Source organism: Mesorhizobium sp. M1B.F.Ca.ET.045.04.1.1 (assembly GCF_003952465.1).
GTDB lineage: Bacteria > Pseudomonadota > Alphaproteobacteria > Rhizobiales > Rhizobiaceae > Mesorhizobium > Mesorhizobium shonense.
Map to the genome: position 1 here is coordinate 1,474,502 of NZ_CP034448.1, position 17,618 is coordinate 1,492,119.

General features: G+C 58.8%; 15 protein-coding genes and 6 pseudogenes. 9 read left to right on the plus strand and 12 right to left on the minus strand.

Features of this window, described 5'->3' with window-relative positions; genetic code table 11:
* Nucleotides 1–103: 103 nt before the first annotated feature.
* From EJ071_RS07225 to EJ071_RS07245, 5 genes are all read right to left on the minus strand, one after another.
* On the minus strand, nt 104–1,018 hold the full coding sequence (locus tag EJ071_RS07225) for a hypothetical protein (protein WP_126097364.1): 915 nt from the start codon (nt 1,016–1,018) through the stop codon (nt 104–106).
* 365 nt (nt 1,019–1,383) lie between these two features.
* Entirely contained in the window at nt 1,384–2,160 is a 777-nt protein-coding gene (locus EJ071_RS07230) for a hypothetical protein (protein WP_126097365.1), read from the minus strand.
* A gap of 6 nt (nt 2,161–2,166) precedes the next feature.
* Nucleotides 2,167–2,589: a hypothetical protein gene (locus tag EJ071_RS07235; protein ID WP_126097366.1), complete on the minus strand. Its 423-nt coding sequence runs from the start codon at nt 2,587–2,589 to the stop codon at nt 2,167–2,169.
* Between the two features lie 334 nt (nt 2,590–2,923).
* Nucleotides 2,924–3,241 carry a hypothetical protein gene (locus EJ071_RS07240; protein WP_126097367.1) on the minus strand — a complete coding sequence of 106 codons (318 nt, stop codon included), beginning with the start codon at nt 3,239–3,241 and terminating at the stop codon, nt 2,924–2,926.
* Nucleotides 3,242–3,270: 29 nt separating this feature from the next.
* Complete coding sequence (locus EJ071_RS07245) at nt 3,271–4,380, minus strand: XRE family transcriptional regulator (protein ID WP_126097368.1); 1,110 nt, start codon at nt 4,378–4,380, stop codon at nt 3,271–3,273.
* A 140-nt stretch (nt 4,381–4,520) separates the two neighbouring features.
* On the opposite strand from EJ071_RS07245, the gene EJ071_RS07250 reads away from it, so the two are divergent.
* Nucleotides 4,521–5,195: a hypothetical protein gene (locus EJ071_RS07250; RefSeq protein WP_126097369.1), complete on the plus strand. Its 675-nt coding sequence runs from the start codon at nt 4,521–4,523 to the stop codon at nt 5,193–5,195.
* Between the two features lie 453 nt (nt 5,196–5,648).
* Complete coding sequence (locus EJ071_RS39270) at nt 5,649–5,966, plus strand: hypothetical protein (protein ID WP_245458613.1); 318 nt, start codon at nt 5,649–5,651, stop codon at nt 5,964–5,966.
* Nucleotides 5,967–6,685: 719 nt separating this feature from the next.
* Here the strand turns inward: EJ071_RS39270 and EJ071_RS07260 are convergent.
* Both EJ071_RS07260 and EJ071_RS07265 read right to left on the minus strand, forming a co-directional pair.
* Nucleotides 6,686–7,879: a TlpA disulfide reductase family protein gene (locus tag EJ071_RS07260; protein WP_245458614.1), complete on the minus strand. Its 1,194-nt coding sequence runs from the start codon at nt 7,877–7,879 to the stop codon at nt 6,686–6,688.
* A 110-nt stretch (nt 7,880–7,989) separates the two neighbouring features.
* Nucleotides 7,990–8,265, minus strand: coding sequence for a hypothetical protein (locus EJ071_RS07265; protein WP_126097371.1), 276 nt, complete (start codon nt 8,263–8,265; stop codon nt 7,990–7,992).
* Between the two features lie 331 nt (nt 8,266–8,596).
* On the opposite strand from EJ071_RS07265, the pseudogene EJ071_RS07275 reads away from it, so the two are divergent.
* Nucleotides 8,597–8,918, plus strand: a pseudogene (locus EJ071_RS07275) (hypothetical protein); the annotation flags it as partial.
* Here the strand turns inward: EJ071_RS07275 and EJ071_RS07280 are convergent.
* From EJ071_RS07280 to EJ071_RS40225, 4 genes and pseudogenes are all read right to left on the minus strand, one after another.
* Nucleotides 8,915–9,814: pseudogene (locus EJ071_RS07280) on the minus strand (aldehyde dehydrogenase family protein); the annotation flags it as partial. The pseudogenes EJ071_RS07275 and EJ071_RS07280 overlap by 4 nt on opposite strands.
* A pseudogene (locus tag EJ071_RS07285) lies at nt 9,805–10,430 on the minus strand (type II toxin-antitoxin system HipA family toxin); the annotation flags it as partial. The pseudogenes EJ071_RS07285 and EJ071_RS07280, both read right to left, overlap by 10 nt.
* Nucleotides 10,431–10,699: 269 nt before the next feature.
* Nucleotides 10,700–11,251, minus strand: coding sequence for an insulinase family protein (locus EJ071_RS40220; protein ID WP_335930839.1), 552 nt, complete (start codon nt 11,249–11,251; stop codon nt 10,700–10,702).
* A 49-nt stretch (nt 11,252–11,300) separates the two neighbouring features.
* Nucleotides 11,301–11,636: pseudogene (locus EJ071_RS40225) on the minus strand (hypothetical protein); the annotation flags it as partial.
* A 325-nt stretch (nt 11,637–11,961) separates the two neighbouring features.
* Here EJ071_RS40225 and EJ071_RS07295 point away from each other — a divergent pair.
* The 6 genes and pseudogenes from EJ071_RS07295 to EJ071_RS07315 all read left to right on the plus strand — a co-directional run bounded on the left by EJ071_RS07295 (nt 11,962) and on the right by EJ071_RS07315 (nt 16,723).
* Complete coding sequence (locus tag EJ071_RS07295) at nt 11,962–12,300, plus strand: helix-turn-helix transcriptional regulator (RefSeq protein WP_167498459.1); 339 nt, start codon at nt 11,962–11,964, stop codon at nt 12,298–12,300.
* Nucleotides 12,290–13,606 carry a HipA domain-containing protein gene (locus tag EJ071_RS07300; protein WP_126063913.1) on the plus strand — a complete coding sequence of 439 codons (1,317 nt, stop codon included), beginning with the start codon at nt 12,290–12,292 and terminating at the stop codon, nt 13,604–13,606. The genes EJ071_RS07295 and EJ071_RS07300 overlap by 11 nt, the downstream gene beginning before the upstream one ends.
* A 1,200-nt stretch (nt 13,607–14,806) precedes the next feature.
* Entirely contained in the window at nt 14,807–14,992 is a 186-nt protein-coding gene (locus tag EJ071_RS39275; RefSeq protein ID WP_245460175.1) for a hypothetical protein, read from the plus strand.
* A gap of 54 nt (nt 14,993–15,046) precedes the next feature.
* Nucleotides 15,047–15,580: pseudogene (locus EJ071_RS39280) on the plus strand (IS21 family transposase); the annotation flags it as partial.
* 10 nt (nt 15,581–15,590) lie between these two features.
* A pseudogene (locus EJ071_RS39285) lies at nt 15,591–15,901 on the plus strand (ATP-binding protein); the annotation flags it as partial.
* A 192-nt stretch (nt 15,902–16,093) separates the two neighbouring features.
* Nucleotides 16,094–16,723 carry a hypothetical protein gene (locus EJ071_RS07315; protein WP_126097373.1) on the plus strand — a complete coding sequence of 210 codons (630 nt, stop codon included), beginning with the start codon at nt 16,094–16,096 and terminating at the stop codon, nt 16,721–16,723.
* A 403-nt stretch (nt 16,724–17,126) separates the two neighbouring features.
* Here EJ071_RS07315 and EJ071_RS07320 read toward each other — a convergent pair whose 3' ends face one another.
* Entirely contained in the window at nt 17,127–17,600 is a 474-nt protein-coding gene (locus tag EJ071_RS07320) for a hypothetical protein (protein WP_126097374.1), read from the minus strand.
* Nucleotides 17,601–17,618 lie beyond the last annotated feature (18 nt).

The window sequence follows — 17,618 nt, forward strand, 5'->3', positions numbered from 1 at the left end:
CCAGTCGGTGCGGCATCGCAGTGCTTTTGCGCATAGGACCGCAACCGACGTGCCAACTGGGAAAATCGTTTCGGAACAATGCGATCGCTCTGGAAGCGTTGTGTCACATGTCCGACATCGTCGAGAATCCGACAACGAGTGCTCCTCCTAATCCCGGGTCAACTCCGGCGCCAGTCGGTGACACCGTGCAGAATTCGAGCAGACGAGCGCCCCCAAGCTCGCGAAGCGCATTGAAATACGTGAGCACTGTCAGATACGGATCGGCGGCATCTTCCCCTTCTTGCGTCGGGCTGGAAGTCAATGCCTGCGCGCCTGCCAGCAGGGTCTGCATGCTCCGAAGAAAGAGGAGTTTAAGCCCGCGACCCTGACTCGCCACACCGACGTAGAGGCGGGCTGGCTCTCGTGCCGATGGCACAGTGCTGGCGAAGAAGCTGTCGGTACGGTGGATGCCGGGTGGCGGAAATACGGCCGTCTCCGAACGATCGAACAAGGCTGCGATCTGTTTCTCCGCCCTTCGGACGGTCGCGGTCGAGGCGACGATTTTTGGACGAATGAGTCCATGAAGACCCGGCCGCGACGACAGCAGGTCGATCGCTGTTTCGTAGAGTGCGGCCGCCGTTCCAAGCGGGCCAGAGATCAGGTGCAGTTCGTCCTGGATGACAAGATCCGGCGGATCGAGCCGATGCCCGTTTCCGAAGGGGCGACCTTCGCCTGGCTCAGACGCGCCGAAGAACCCCTTGTCCGGATCATGCCGATCTACGTGTCCAAAGAATGCGCCGCTCTTGCCAATCCATGGAAGGGAGGCAAATTTGTCCACCGTGGCGATGAGAAATGCGGGAAGACGGCGGTAAATTGGCTCGTCCACCACGAGCACCGGCAGGTGTCGATCCCGCGTGAAGTCGCATTCGGCGTTCTCGCATTTGAGCACTAGATTCTGCGGAGCTGTCCTGTTGGGCGTGAAGTGGAAGCTCTCTGGCTTGAAGGGCTCACCACACCAGGGACATGCCTTCAGTGGCACCGGGGTTTCGTCTTAGGTCTGCTCTGGTACCGCTTCAGCCAGGTCGTCGCGGCGTCCTTGCCGGAAGAATTTCGCGGCTGGATTGTTCGGTGAGGCTGCGCCGCCCACCCAGAGTCCAATCTCGATCGGCCATTCGCCAAGCGTCTTCCGGCCATTGTCATCATGGGTCCGCAGGAGTTCGAGCGCGCAGACGAGACCAGCGGCGTGAGCAGGCGTAACGTGTAGCGCATGATGACGCTGATGCCCGCACCCAGCACGCCAGATCCGCGGAGCCGCCTCGGCACAATCGCATAGGCGGCAAGTCCAAGATATGCTTCCGTCTTGCCGCCGCCGGTCGGAAAAAAAGCAGGTCGACGATCTCGCGCTCACCACTGTTTCGGTCGGTCACGCCAACGAGATTGAGGAGGACGAAGGCTAGCTGGAACGGCCGCCATGTTGGCGGGTCTACATCGCCCGGCAGCTTCTTCTGCCTCGCGCCGGCGGTTGGCCATCGCCATCGCCGTATTCATCAGGCCGAATGCTTCACGCGCCATCGTATCACGCTTAAGGAGATCTATCCCATCGCGAATCCTGCTGCCGGCGGTGTCAACATTTTCCAGAAGCGCCTGGCCCGTCTTTAGCCGTCTCGGCGCAAGCCCTGTCATCAGTCCTTCCTGACTCCGCCGCCACTCGGCGTAAAGTTCAGGCAGTGAATCCAAGGCTGCACTGACCGCTTCGGCTCCGGAAACGGCAGCCCGAGCGAGAGCCTCCATGCCGAACTCGACGCCATCGCTCCTTGCCGGGACGACACGTTCCACCTCCTGCTGCGGAAGGAAATCGGTCCAAACACGCGTCACGGGGAGCGGATCGTTCGTCGCGTCAAGCCGTTCTTGCCAGCCTGCAGATGTGTTGCGACCAACGGCATATTCGCGGACATCGCGATAATGGAGATCGCCCAGCCTAAGGTCGAAATCATCGGACTGGTAGGTGGACAGGTCGCTGCGCGGATAAAATCCATCCGCACATTCGAGCTCGATCCGGGTCTGGAACGCGTAGGCCACGTCCTTGTACGGAGCCTTTGTGCTCCGTCGACGGTTTACCAAGAAGACGGTGATGACGCGCAGACGCTCTTCAGCCCCCTCCGGAGTCTTTTGACGGAGCACACGGTGTCAACGGCGACTTCGATGCCGCCGCCCGGCCTCTGAGTCAGCGCTTTCCGGCAGCAGGATTCCGGACTGGTTCCGAGTGACGTCGAGGACGATCGCGGCTTCGCCGGGAACCCGAACCCAACGGAGGTTCTCGGGCTTTTCTGGCTTTGGCTTGCCCTTTCCCGACAGTTCGGGAATGAGGAGCGCATCGGGCAATGGGGGCTCCGTCTTATAGTTCCCCCATGTTGCGCGCAGCGTGACTTGACTCACCGTTTGCGGAAGAACCACCGTCAACCCTATCGACGACGGAAGAAACCTGTCCCGCGGTGGTTGGTCAGTCGAATCCTTCTCCTCGACCTCCCCCTCGACAGCGGAGTCCAGCATCTCACTGGCGAGAAGGTCGTCGGCGGTTTCTTCGATGGTTTCCTCGCCGTCAGGTATCACAGGCGCAACACCGTCGTAGGCGGGAACGATAAAGCCCCCGGCGTCCCAGCGATTGCTTCTCGGTCAAACTTCGCGTGCGAGATTCTGATCAAGGTCAGGATTCGGGCCGACTAGGTCGCGGCGGAGGATGTCGATCAGCTTGTTTCGTACCTCGAGCGAATTCGTCATGGTGTCGGTCTCTCAAGGTAAAGCTGCGCAGCGTCTGGTCGAGCCATTTTTGGGTATAGGCATCTTTAACAGGACCTTCGGACGATGGCCGATATCGGCGAGGAGCCGCTCCAACGAGACCAGTCTGTCGCGCAAGCCGAGGCGCAGCCCAACGCGAAGACTCGCCTTATCCGGACCGCAAAGGAGCCAAGCGTCGCTGCGCGTGATGGTGTGTCCAGAGCATCTGCTCTCCGGCGTCCAGAAAGCGCATATGGTCGTCACGCAATAGCGCGCTCGCGCGTTCAATGTCGCTGACCGGATGTACGGCTTTAAGTGTCTCTCTCAGAACATTAGCTTCGATCTGCTGTTCGGGCCGCCGCCTCTGGAGCCCTGTCTGGGTTTCGATCTCACACATCTCGACCGTCTCCACCGGGTACCCGCTCGTCAGCGCCTTCCATGCCGACACACGCCAGCACTCGATGATGACGTTGGTATCGACCAGCAACGAACTTCGGTGCCGCGGCATTCACCCGCCTACAACTCGTATGGCGCTTCCACGCTGTGAACTGCAAAGAGGTCCGCAAGATCGTCGATCGAGATGCCGAGCAGGTGCAATACGCGCCTCATCGCCACACGACCCTCATTGACAGCCTTGCCGATCACCTCGACGAACGTCGGGGAGAACAGCGGAAGCAGCGGCTCTTCGGCGGGCTTGCTACGGCCGTTGTTGCGAAGGCGATCTTCGGCGATACCCCTGCCAATATCCTTGTCGATCCAGTCAAGGCCGACCAGCCGCCAGCGCAATGCGGAAGCCGTGACCCTCAATTCATCTGCGACCGCGTTCAGCCGTACGATGAGTTCGTCGCCTGCCAATTCGGACCAATCGCCAACCTTGCCAAGCACAGTTGAAGGCATGAGGAGAGCCGAGGCGAAATTGTCGGCGAGTTGCTCGACCCGGCTACGTTTCTTGGGCACGACATCTTCGACATGATCCGGCGGCATCGCGTCCCAGGTGAGGATGTGGAAAAGCTCGTGAGCGAGGTCGAAATGGCGGCGACCCGCAACCTCGCGGCGATTGATCAACACGACATCCAGTTCCGGCAGGCGGCAGGCGGCGCCCGACACGCCTTCGATCGGATCAACCATCAGGACCAGCATTCCGAGATCCCGCTCCATGACCTCGGCGAGGCGAGCGGCAGGCACGTTTCCTAGCTTATATTCGCCGGCGAACCGGTCGCCCGCAGCCGATGCATCCTCGTAGCTGGATTCTTTTGAAAGACCGAGCGAGCACCTCAGCAGCGGAGCTTCCCTGCCCACTTGTGGCGCGAGCGTACGGAATGCCGCGATCACGCGGCCCGCGTCTTCTTCGTAACCCAGTAGGGCACGACCGATGACGCCGTTCTGACGCCAGGAGAACTTACCTTCGCCGACGAGCAGAAACGGATCGGTGAAAAAGTCCAGCGGAACGCGAAAGATTTCGACGGCGCGAACGAGTTCCTCGGCCGAAAGTCGCCGCTCGCCCGTCTCGATGGCGGAAATGGTCTGGCGGTCCTTGAAGCCGAACAGACGCGCGGCCTCCTCCTGCGAGAGGTTGCGCTGTCTGCGCAGCGCTTTCAAACGGATGCTGATGGTGGGAGTCGACATGTCGCACCTCCGCAATCGCTATAATCTTGCGAATTTTGAAATGCAAGGATATGTCGCGATTTGGACCAGCAAAGCCCCCGTGAGGATCGTGGCTGGCCGTTGATCGGAAACGAATCGGAGGCACCTTCAGGTAACGCACGATGAATTTCACCATTTCCCTTTCTGATGCAGCTCGTCACACTATTACGCTTGCCACACTGGAAGCCTATGTTCTCGGAGATGGTCGTCCGCGCCGAACAAAGCTGGAAACGCTGGGGTATCTTTGGGGCTTCAGTCGCGAGGACTCGAAAGGAACGACCCATTTCCATGTCGATCTTATGAGTCTCAGCATTTCAGCCGAGCGATCACGGAACAGCGTGAAGCCCAACAATCAGGCTGTCCGCCTGAAGAGCGAACTGATGGATCGATGGGCACCACACTTGACGCTCATCGGTGATTTCCACAGTCATCCCTATGAAAATCTTGCCGAGGTACGGGACAGTAGTGGATTCGAGTTTTCGGATGCTGACGAAGCAGCATTTCTAGACGACGACTTCCTGTGGGAGCGGGCTAACAGCCAGCCAATCATGCTGGCAATGACAATCTGCAAGCTGGCGCGGGTCCATGAAAAGCATGCCGCTGAGACCATACGCTCGAACATTGCGCATTTCGACGTGGGTGAATTTCGGTTCTGGTTGAATGCCGCTGTTGGATTCCTAGACGCCTCCGGGTCCAGACGCTGCACTGGGAATCGGCCTTCAAACGTGGAACTCAGAATTGATTCTCGCTTCTACAATTTCTCGAGAGACAGGCTCGTCGTTGCTACCGTGCATTGATTTCCTCGCCTTCTCCTATGGGACCTTAAGTTTCGTGCGGAAAAAACGATTATCAAGAACTCGCCGACGTAAGTCCGGAAATTGGCACGCTACAGGGAGGCCTTACGGTTGGAATGATAATGACACTAGAGCTCATCTTATGACTTGCGAGTCGGTTTCCGATGTAACTACGCGAAATATCAATTCGTCACAGCTATGTCCCTGTGGTTCATGACGGCGGTTTCGGGGGACTATTCTTTTGCAGAACGCTTCTTCGACGCGACACCGCCGAGTGGAAAAATCTCTGAGCGTGTTTCCGCTCCAGAAGAGACGTTGGTTGGAGCCGACGCAAGCATTCTAGACTTCATCCGAGACGCCGACCAAAGGCCGTGTCGGCTAGTTGTTTCCTGACGCCAGACCGAAGGTCTCGTCAGCATTTCAGACATGCAGAAATTGCCAGTGCGAGCAGCGTCCATGGCGGATGCGATAAGGAGACGCTTCGAAACGCCGGGCCGCTGGCTGGAGAAGCTTAGCGCCGAAAGAAGAAAGAAGATTTCTCAAGTGATCGCCGATGCGAAGAGTGATGATGGATTTGTGGACGAGATCCTATTCACTCAGTTCTGCGACAAATCTGATGTTGTTCGAAAAGGAATAGAGCTCCCCCGGAGCGCGACATCGGCCGCCGACGTGTTCCGGCGAGCTGAGAAACTTAGAAATGCTGTTGCGCATGGAAATGACTGTGCCTGGCTCCTTCCGCCGCGAAAAATATCGCAGTGTTGGTCACAGATATGATGATTTTCAAAAGGGAGATTGATGGATAGAAGGCTTGCTCTGCACAGTTGCCTTTTTGGTGCGTTGGGAGACTGTCGACAGCGCGGCCCTTGCGTGTTGGATAAAGCCGCAAACCGGTTGCAAGAAATTCCGTTCGGATCGACGAAAATGACGGTGGCCGCCATCCCATGCACCTGCATCATGCCATTCAAGGCCGAGGCTCTGGTCGAGGTCACCTCATTGAGGATGACGGCGGCCTGAATTGCCTGGATCAAGCAGCCAACCGTGGTACGCGACACCTCATTTATTGAATTGAGGGTGGGTCCGGTGTTCCGGCATTGAAGTCCTGATATCAATTGTGCGACAGGCTGCCTCATCGAACCGCTGGCGGAGGCAAGCGTGGGCTGCAGTACCAGATCACAGGCATGCCGCCAGCGAGGCCCTCCCATGTGCTTAATGGCCATGCCGCCAAGATCGAATTCGCTACCGGCATGAAACCTTGGTGTGGTGGAGGTGTTGAGAGGCACCTGCGCCAGGCTGGCGAACGGTTAGTAGCGGGCAAAACCCGTAGCTCAGCTCATAGCCCGCCTAAACAAAGGCGGGCATCGTACAAGGCCGCAGTCCTTCGGACTTAGGTCCAAAAGAGCGGCCCAGGTGATTTCGCAAGCCGGGCGGGGTTTGCGCCGTTCGCATCAAGAGCTGTCCGCCCGGCCAGTTCTGTCCCTCACATAAGCTGGCGGTCAGCCGCAAACGGTATACCAGCTGTCGAATCGGCCATTGTTTGGAACCGCACACAGAGCGCCGTAACAAACCTTCTCACCCTTGAAGTAGGCCAGGAACTGCAGCAAATGGGATATTTCGCGCTGTTCATCTTCGTCCCGGATAAGCTCCGGACCGCCCTGCGACTTCAGTGCCAGTTCGATCAACTCGATCGCCCGATCTTTGTTGCCGCTCTCGTGATAGTAGAGGGCTGCCAAACGATAGGGCAGGAGCTTACGTTTGTCGCTTTCCGGGGGATTCAGTGCCAGGATGTGTTCGGACAGCTGTTTTCCCATCGCCAAGCGCTCAGCAGACGGAAAGTGCGAATGGTCATAGTTCGGAAAGAAGAGCTCGTCTAACGCCGCAACCATCCAATTCTCGGAGTTTCTGTTGATCGCGTCGCGAACGAATTGGCGCATGACGGGCAAGCCGACCTGCATGTCCTTCATTTTGTGAAGCAACAGATTCACATGAGAACGGCGGAAACCGAGGTTGTCCGGCATCAAGGCGATGCCTTCTTCGATCGCCGAGAGCGCCGTCCTCCAATTCTTTTTCTCCACCGCCGCCCGATATCTGTCATTGATCGGCTTCTTCAGCGCTTGTTCGCGCGCTATGGGTTCGCCTTCCGCGATCCGCTCCGCATCGGCGGATTTTGCTTTATCGCTGGTGCGCCAGCTGCCGTTAAGCACCTTCGGCAAGACCTCATCGAGTTCCGTCGGTGCACCAATAAAGGCGATGCAGCCGTCTCGGTCGACCACGAAACTGGTGGGAATCCAGAAAGAAAAGCTGGGCTCCATCCAAAGCTTGTCCATTTCGCCTGTCGAGTCGAATGCGATCCGATAGTTCAGATTCGGGAACTTTTCCGTCAACCAAGCGTCCAACGTGCTTCGGGCCTCATCGGCCGTTGGAGCGCGTTCACTAGCCGCGACTCCTACGATCTCAACGCCGCTTTCCCTGTATTTCTCCTGCAGCTGCATCAGATGGGGCATCCCGTCCACACACGAACCGCACCAAGTTGCCCAAAATTCGACGATGTACACTTTGCCAGGCTCGAAGCTGGTGAGGGGCTCGCCACGCAGCCAGGTTTCCGCTTGAATCGAAGGAGCCGGGGACTCGATCTGCAACACCACGTTGTTCTCCAAAGCCGTTGTCAAAGGTTGTGAGATTTTCTGCACGAGCTTATTTCCCTCTCAGAGACGGCACACGGTTCAGGGGAGAGAACATCCTCGTCTGCTCCATTGCATACCGTCCTGCTGCAAGCGTTGCAAGGTCCATGCCAGCGGGCTCAGCGCGCAAGTGCATGAATATGCTTTGAAAAACCTCCGTAGTGCCCGGATGGCGGTTGGATTGAACCTGACAAATTTCTGCCTTTGTCAGGTTTTGAACGCGCATTGCCCGTGTTTCGCGCCGCCAGAAAAGCGTGGCCCATCCGCACGATCCTGAAGCCCAAACCGTCGAACCCGTGCGACACCGCCGCAATCATGTCGCGCCATGCATCGATGCCAAGCGCCTCGGCGTTGAGCTCGCAGCACGCCAGAGACATCATCGACGAGACGTTCAAGCTCTACCCGGGAACGGGAAAACGGCCCGAGGTTTGGCCTTGGTCGGGACGGCCGAACGGCAATATCGCCGAGAGGGAAAGACGCAGAAGAAGATCATCACACCCGGCGAGCCGAAAGTGTCGGCAAGCCATCGCAGAAGGCAGCAAACATGCAGGCCCAGACGTATCGCTGGGCGATCTGAGGGAGTGGCATACGTCGCGCGCCTGGTGCAGAAATTGCTCGCATCATGCCGAAGTAAGGTCGGCCGCGCTAATCCGCCGGTATGGCAAAGGCGCGCTATTCAGCACGGTCGAGGGCACTTGGTTGCCCGGGAATTGAACCGGCTCATCACTGGTCAGTGACAATGCCAGCGAGTTCATCTCGAACGCCATCCTCTCCTGCGCGGATCAGAACCGGTCGAATGGCATTCCATGCGCATGGCAAGCATCGCTATCGCCTGTGGCGCGCCGACTGCAACACCGCGCGGCCGCACTCCCAAATCGCCTGGCAGACATCGGCCGAGTTCGCCACCACCTTCAACCCGCGACGGTCGCTCGCGCTGCGCTATGCGAAAGGTTCCGCGCCAGCGCCCGTCGCTTCACCCGCCCAGCAGCGCACAACCCACGCCGGAAACGAACCCAAAACTGGAGAAACTCGGGGCGACGTCATTTAGATTCCACCCATGCAGAGGTACTTCATTCCGAGGTAGTCTTCGAGCCCGTGGCGGGAACCCTCCCGCCCGATGCCGGACTGCTTCAAGCCGCCAAAGGGCGCCGCTTCCGAAGACATACGCCCGTATTGATGCCAATCATGCCATCCAATGCCTCGGCCACGCGCCAGACACGCCTCAGGTTCGAGGCATGGAAATAGGCGGCGAGCCCGTAATCGTGTCGTTTGCCTCACAGATGACCTGATCCGCATCGTGGAAGCGGATGATCGGCGCCAACGGCCCGAAAGTCTCCTCTTGCGCAACCGCCATGATGCTGGAGATCTCGGTGAAGACTGTGGGTTTGAAAAAGGTGCCATCCTTGCCGATATGTTCGGCCGCGCATCGAATTATCCCACCTTTGGCAACGGCATCTGCGATGTGGGACTCGATCTTGGCCAAAGCATGCATGTCGATGAGTGGTCCGACGTCCACTCCCGGAGCGAAGCCGTCGCCAACCGATAAGTGCCGGACTTTCTCCACGAACTTCTCGACGAACTCATCGTGAACGCTCGATTGGACGTAAAGCCGGTTCGATGAAACGCGCAAGTCTGGCCGGCATTGCGGAACTTCGCCTGGATCGCGCCGTCAACCGCAGCGTCAATATCCGCGTCATCGAAGACGATGAAGGGCGCATTGCCGCCGAGCTCGAGGCTGACCTTCTTGATCTGGTCCGAGCGCTGGCGCATGAGCAGTCGGCCAACCGCGGTGGAGCCTGTAAAGCTGATCTTTCGGACCTTGGCATTGGAGCAGAGTTCGCGGCCCCACGCGACCACCTTCGGTCGCATAGACCCAGGTTGACGACGACGTCAGGAAAAGCCGGCTTGCTGCGCGAGGGCAAACATTGCACCTAGCCGTGCCACGCCACGATCAGATCGAGCGCGGCTTCGTTGCGTGCGGGTTCTGTGGTCAGTGGAGGGCGGAGGAAAAAGCGCTCGGCGTGCTCGCCCTCGCGATACCGCTGGTTCGCGCCGGCAAGCGCCCATGTCGCGTCGGCAGCGCCCTGGGCGCTGCCGTATTGTTCTATGAGGCGGTTCGCGATTGCCTCGCGCATCGTCTCGCCGATGGATGCCGCGTGTTCGCTGCGCAGGCGGAAAGCTTCGAGGAAGCGCTGGCGCATCGAGGAGACGTCGATCCGGAATTCTCCCATTCCATCATCGACAACCGCTTGAGCGACTGATGGGTGGTCGGGAGCTGCGTTCTGAATGATTTCCAGCAAGCGCAAGCGCGTGCGCTGTATTCGTCGCCCGCTCAGGAACAGGCGGCCATCCCGGGTCGGGCCGAGAAGCACAGCGCTCGCCGCCGAGAGGTAAGCGTTGGGATACAGGTATTTGGCGATGGCGTGCTTGAGTATCATGGCCTCGATATCCTCCCCGGCATCGAGATAGATGCCGCGCATTAACTGGACGAGCTTGCCCGTTTCAGCCTGATAGTGGCTGCGGGTTTTATCGATGTTTTCACAACGAGGTGAAGGGCCATTTCTAAAGTTCCCTGAGATACGGGAAAGCTAGCATAATCATCATATTCAAGAGTTTCTAACTTTCCCGTATTTGGTATACGCAAAAGTTAGAATACTTTCTCGGAACGACGGCATTCTTCGGGGCGGGAAATCGAATCACGGGAGAGAACCTGGTCTGCGAGGGCGCGCAGGCAGTCTCAAGGCGTTCATTCTGCCACACCATAATCGGATCAGCCACACGTAGTTCGGCGAGTCCTTCAGCTATTGTAGAGCGTGGGATTATTCGCTGTCACGGGCCAACGCCCGGCCGAAAGCAGCTTCTTCGCCGCCGCCCTGCCTGGTCGAGGATCACCTGCTCGATGAGGGCCGGGCGGCGCTGGATGTAGTCCATGCCGAGTTTGTCGAGCTGCAACCCGACAAGCGTGGCGGAAATCGACCTGGAGGAACCCAGATTGTCGATAGCATAGGCGCCGATCAGATACTTCTTGCTCGCTTCGAGTTCGGCCGCTGTTGGGCCTGTGTCCACCAGCTCGTTGATTGGTTGTGTTATCAGGTCGAGCGTCTCGGCCGCCCTGTCGGCGCGCGTCGACGTCGTCACGACAAGCATGTTGGAATGCTGGTAGCCTTCCAAGCTGGACGAGACACCGTAGGCAAGGCCGCGCTTTTCGCGCACTTCCTGGAACAGACGTGAGGTAAATCGTGAGCCTCCGACTATATCGTTCATCAGCTGTCCCGCGTAGAATTCCGGGTCGTTGCGTCCAATGGCGGGAAAGGCCAGCTGGAGCGAAGTCTGGTGGAGGGCGTATGCGACCTGCGTCCGCTCGGCGCTTCGGGGTGACATCAGGTACGGGGGCGAGCGCCTGTTTCTGAGGCAAATCGCCGAACAGCTGGTCGAGCCTTGCTCTCAGGGCTTTGGCATCTATGTCGCCTACGACCGCCACATGCAGCCCGTCGCGGGCGAAAGCGGCTTTGTGGAAGGCGCTTAGATCGGAGGGCGTTACGCTGGTCAGGCTCCCTTGGGCGGTCTCGAATACGCCGTAGATTCCGCGCCGCCAGGCCAGCTCGGCGATCGCGTGAGGTTCGCGCTCATTGGCAATGATTTCGGAGAGAAGCTGGGCGCGTATGCGGTCGAAAAGTGCTGGTATAGCCGGCTGCGAGTCCCGCCGCCGAGGATGTCGGCCAGTAGTCGAGCGCCTCGGCCTCGCACCAGGGACCGCCCATCGAATGACTCATGCGAGGCGTCTCAAGGCTGTCCGCGATCCAGCGCCAGATCTCCGCCTCGCCCGAGGCGCGCAGAGCTGGCCGGTTGTGCAGGAGCCGTAGGCAATATTCGCCTTCCTTGTTCGGACGTGTAACGCTTGCGTCTCCCGTCGCATTCTACCTGGCTTTCCGAACGTAGCCGTGATGCGAACTCTTGCTGCATATAAAGTCGAATCAGGGGGATTGAGTCATACGATACGGAGTCTTGACTTTGGCAGTCGCTCTGCGACATTACCTATATAAAGGTCGAAAGATGGTGATATGGATCATGCATAGGTCACGGAGACCCGAATGACGGCAGCGCATAAACGCACCTATTCGCGCTACGCGATGGAAGCGCTTGGCCTTTTCGGTAAGACCATCCGGCTGGGCCGGATGCAGCACCGATTAACCGCACAGGAGTTAGCCGAGAGAATCGGTGTTTCACGCAGCACCCTGCAGCGCATCGAGAAGGGCGATCCCAAAGTCGAAATCGGACTGATGTTCGAAGCTGCTGCCATTGTCGGTGTGAAGCTGTTCGATGCCGACGGCAATGGCATCACAGCCCTCACAGGCCGCATTGACGATCGCATCGCGCTGCTGCCGAAGCACGTCTACAAGGCCGGCAAGCAGATCGTCGATGAGTTCTAAGGTCCCCAAGTACGACGAAGCCTATGTCTGGGTCTGGCTGCCGGGCGAGACCGCGCCGGTTGTCGCCGGGCGGCTATATGCCCATGACGGACTCGTCAGCTTCAACTATGGCAGGAGCTTTCGTGAACTGGGCAGCGCGATCCCGCTTTATCTCCCGGAACTGCCCCTGAAGGCAGGCGAATTGCCTTTGCTTCCTGGCCTAACCATGCCGGGATGCATCCGCGATGCTGCCCCCGATGCCTGGGGACGACGGGTTATCCTAAACCGCAAATTCGGTGTGAAGGGCGATGAAATCGCGCGGCTCGATATTTCAGAACTGACGTTCCTGCTGGAATCAGGCTCGGACCGCATCGGCGCGCTCGATTTTCAGTTTTCGCCCACGAATTACGAGCCGCGCGCACTGGCCAATGCCACTCTCGAAGAGCTTGTCCAATCGGCGGAGCGGGTAGAGAAAGGTATTCCGCTCACCCCCGAATTAGATCAGGCGCTGCATCACGGCAGCTCGATCGGCGGCGCAAGGCCAAAGGCGCTGATCGAGGATGACGCCGTCAAGCATGTCGCGAAATTTTCCTCGTCTGCCGACCTTTACAGCGTCGTCAAAGGAGAATTCATAGCCATGCGGCTTGCCGCCTTGTGCGGCATCAGAGCGGCATCCGTCTCGCTCGTTCGCGCCGCAGGCAACGACGTGTTGCTCGTCGAGCGATTCGACCGGATCAAGGTCACGGGCGGCTGGCAACGCAAATCCATGGTCTCAGCGCTGACGATGCTCGCGCTCGATGAGATGATGGCGCGTTACGCCAGCTACCAGGATTTGGCGGAGATCATTCGCCACCGATTCACCGCGCCGTCGGAAACTCTGCGCGAGTTATTCAGCCGCATTGTCTTCAACATACTTTGCGGCAACACCGACGATCATGCCCGCAACCATGCGGCATTCTGGGATGGGGCTAAGCTCACCCTCACGCCTGCGTACGATATTTGTCCGCAGGCCCGCAGTGGCCAGGAGGCCAGCCAGGCCATGCTCATCAGCGGCAATAACCGCATGAGCCGGATAGCGTCCTGCCTTGAAGCCGCGCATCACTTCCTGCTCAGCGCGCCGGAAGCTCTTGCGATTGTTGAAGGCCAGCTCCGATGCATTGCGGAGAATTGGCCGCGTGTTAGCGAGGAAGCTACGCTATCCGGCACAGATCGCAATCTGTTCTGGGGCCGACAGTTCCTCAATCCCTACGCTTTTACGGCGCTGGAAGGAAGCGCCGACGTTCTCCGCGCTCTGGCTGACGAACTACGCAACAGTGTTCACGCCTGATCCGGCGCTGGATTTCGGACAAGCTCGGCAAGCGTAAGACGCCCACAATATGGACAACCCTTGCCGTGCCAGGACGAAGATTGAACAAACGGCTCTTCAACAGTGACAACGTGCACTGCGGAGAGATGTGGAGCTGACATCGCAAAAGCCCAAGACGCGCGACTTCCCGCGATACAACTCCACATAACTGAGCGTCTACAAGCGGTGCAGCCAGCCAAACATCCAGCCATCAAAGCGATGATCGTCTGATCTTTTGCCGATGACATCACGTCGGGGAAGACTTGTTCGAGCGCTTGCCGCTTCATATCGATACCGGCCTGGGCGTAGCGCATCGTTAGTTCAGCCCGAGTGGCCTGGCCATCGACTGATGGTGGCGATGTCAACACCCGCCTTGACGAGGTGGATGGCCGTCGTGTCCCGCAAAGGGCGATGATGGATGCTTTTTTCCGCCAGGGTGGTTCCTTCGCCCGCAGCCATGTGTGCGCAGCAAGTATCGAACACCGAACCGGGTGAGCAGTGTGGGGCGGTCGTTGCTTTGCTCGGCGGGACAGGGCGATACCAGACGAAGGTCACAATCGAAGAGTCAGGATCCCTGAACTCGTGCATCCGTATTGAACATCAGCGAAAACAGAGCGTAATCCCGCTGTCCAGAAGGCGTGCGGCGGTCGATACGCGCCAGGACGCTCTTGATTTCCGGGCTCATCGAGATATTCGACAGGTGCCACCCACGCGCTCTCTTGAAGGGAAGTGTCACCACCAGTTGCAGCGTATCCTAATATTCGGGGTGCTCCGAAATCAGGAACCGCGCAAAGGCATGCATCGCCGCCAGCCTTGCATTGCGGGTCGCAACTGCCACGCTCGACCTCAAGTGATGTGAGAAAGCTGCCCATCCTGTCGGTATTGATGTCGGAGACCGCTTCTTTCAAGAATATCTTCCCGCTCTCCCGCGGCATGAGCCCGTGGCATGCTTCGGCCCAATGCTGTGGATTGATGTTTCTTCATGCCACAACCTCGCTGACGAGACCGCCGAAAGGCCCTTCAAAGCGGTCGGTGGCGATCTCTCGCAGCTTTGGAAGGTAGTGCATTGATTTTTCGTGGAATGGGGACCCTGTTTAAAGGGTGATTTTCGTCCAAACGGGACCCTTTAACGATGGGGTCATCAAGATGCCTCCGGCTTGATCGGAGGCATTTGTGTTTTGGATGTTGGTTTTAGAGACGATTGCAAAGATACGTCGGCTGTCGCTGGTCCAGGGGAAGTCGATCAAGGCGATCTGCCGTGAGCTGAAGATCTCGCGCAAGGTGGTGCGCAAGGTCCTGCGTTCTGAGCAGACGGAGTTCCGCTACGAGCGCAAGCACCAGCCCTCCCCGCATGGGAGCCTGGCGTGAGACGCGGGACCGGCTGCTGTCGGCGAATGCGGCCAAGCCGCAGCGGGAGCGGCTGCCGGTCGCTTCGACGGCTTCCATTGCATTCCCCCGTCGGTGTCGAAGACCTGCACGGTGCGCTTCGACAACAACAAATACTCGGTGCTGTCGAGTGCCGTCGGTCGGCCCGTCGAGATCCATGCTTATGTCGATCGGATCGCATCCGCCAGAGGATGGCGTGGTCGTGGGAGAACACGTTCGCTCCTTTGGCCGCAACGAGGTCGTCTACGATCCCTGGCACACGGCGCGCGCCGTTCCTTAGCTGGGTCCTGCGGTCGGCAATGGAGAAGGTGCGGCGCAGCTCAAGGCGGTTGATGACGTCGACCGGCAGATGGTGTTGATCCTCACCTGGGTGCTGACCGACGGATTGAGCGCGGTCGAGGCCGCCTGTCAGGAAGCCATCGAGCACGGTGCATCGTCGGCGCCGGTGATCCTCAACATCCTGGCCCGCAGCCGCGATCCGGCGCCGGGCACGATCCTTTCCATTCCCCAGGCGCTGAAGCTAGCTCACGAGCGGTCGCCGACTGCGCCCGCTATGACAGTCTCAGGAGGACAAACAGCCATGGAACGCACCGAGGTACTGGAACTGATGGGAGCGCTGAAGCTCTACGGAATGCGCAGAGCCTATGACGAGATCATGGGCGCGTCGCCATCAAGCGACGGCACGAGCCCAGGATTGTCGGTGATCTCTTGCAGGCCGAGATATCGGAGAAGCAGGCCCGCTCCATCAAATACCAGTTCGCTGTCGCCAAGTTGCCGCTGGCCAAGGACATCGACGACTTCGACTTCGCCGACACGCCGGTCACCCCCTGATGCGCGATCTCGCCCGGCGGCGCCTTCGTCGCCGATCAGCGCAACATCGTCCTGGTCGGCCGCCTTCACGGGTCACCCAACTCGCGCGGAAGGTCGACCGCATTGCGACGGGCGCGTGTCGACTTCCCAACAATGTCAGACAGGAGGCACAACGCTATCGGAGCGATCGCATTGCCCGAAACGATTTTCCCAGTTGGCACGACAATTGCGGTCCTATGCGCAAAAGCAAACTAGACCTGAGAGCCGCACCGCATGAATGTAGCCTCCCAATATCTGCCGCTTGTGGCGCATCACGAAGCCGGGCACGCGGTGGCCGCCATCGTTTTGCACCGTCAGGTGTTCGACGACGACCGTGAACTCCCTGCTTTCTCAAGTGTTAGTATTTACCCCGACGCCGGTGACGGAGAGTGCGGTGGTGTTGTCGAAGGCGCGGGTTTTTATTCAGCGCAAGGAGTCACCTCGAAGCGAAAGCCGATTTTCGAGGACGATATGGATCGATATTTGAAACGCGATTGTGCGATCCAAGAGATAGTTGCGTGTCTGGCAGGTCCTTTTGCAGAATCCGCATTCGAAGGCTATCTGGACCCGCGCGATATGGCGATGAATGCGTCCGATGGGAATGACGGGAGCAGCGACTACGCGGATGCCAAGCGAATCTATGGTGAGTTGCGGTTCCTGATGCCGCGCCGCCCCCGTTGGAGGCGGATCGAAGATCGCACGGCCCGGCTAGTACTCGATCACTGGTCAGCCATCGAAGCATTGGCCGCGCATTTGCTGGTCAAGCATGATCTCCAATTCGATGAGGCTCTGACGATTGTTGCGCCGCATCTTCCGCCCATGCCAGCAGCTACGCCGCCAGAGCGTCATCCGCAGCCTGCTTGATCAGCCATTCGATGTGATTTGACCACATCTGCAACACCTCGCGCCTCTCCTTGACGTTGCTAAAGAGATTGTAGATTTCGCCAATGTCTCAGGGACGACGCCTTGTGTTCACTATGTGCTCGATGACGTGTGGCAATACCTGCCGCCTGCCGAGATTTGTCGCGAGCGTCCTGCGCAGATCGTGAAGGGTCCCGTTCTCCAAAGCCACCCCGTCAACATTGACCTTGCCGTCTCGAGCCTTCTTGCCCTTCGCGTAGCCTGAGAAGTGGCTTTTTTTGTTGACCCTGGCAGGGAAAACAAACGTGTCATTAGTCTTCGGTGCCGACTGGGGGACCGACACCGCCAGTGTGGACAGCGGAATAAGCGTAGGCTCTTCGTTCTTCGTGCGGTCACCCGATAGTTCTCATGTTCCGGCTTCAAGGTTGAGTTCAGACCAATGCATCGCGGCAACTTCCGTACGCCTCTGTCCGGTCAGCATGAGCAGCTTGACGATGGAGCCGAACGAATAGCCGATATCGCCCGGTTCGGGCTCACAGCCCGTCCATATAGCCGCCAGTTCGGCATCGTTCACCACTCGCTTGCGCTTGACGATCGGGGCCGGATACCTAATTTTCCAAACCCTCGCGGGAAACCGCGATGAGCCGTTGCGGCGGTTTGCGATACCAGTTGAAAATGCCCGCATATACCAGAAGGCCGTGTTAGCCCTTTGCGGGTGACCCCCGGCGACGATCTTCTTGGTGATGTTAGCAATGTCGGTGTCGATCACATGGTGGATAGAGCGACTCCCGAGGGCAGGCACAAGATACCGGTTCAGGCTGGCCTCGACCAGTGCGGTGTTTTGAGGGTCGTTACTCGGCGGCCTGGAGGTGATCGCCATCGCCGTCCTCGGTATCGT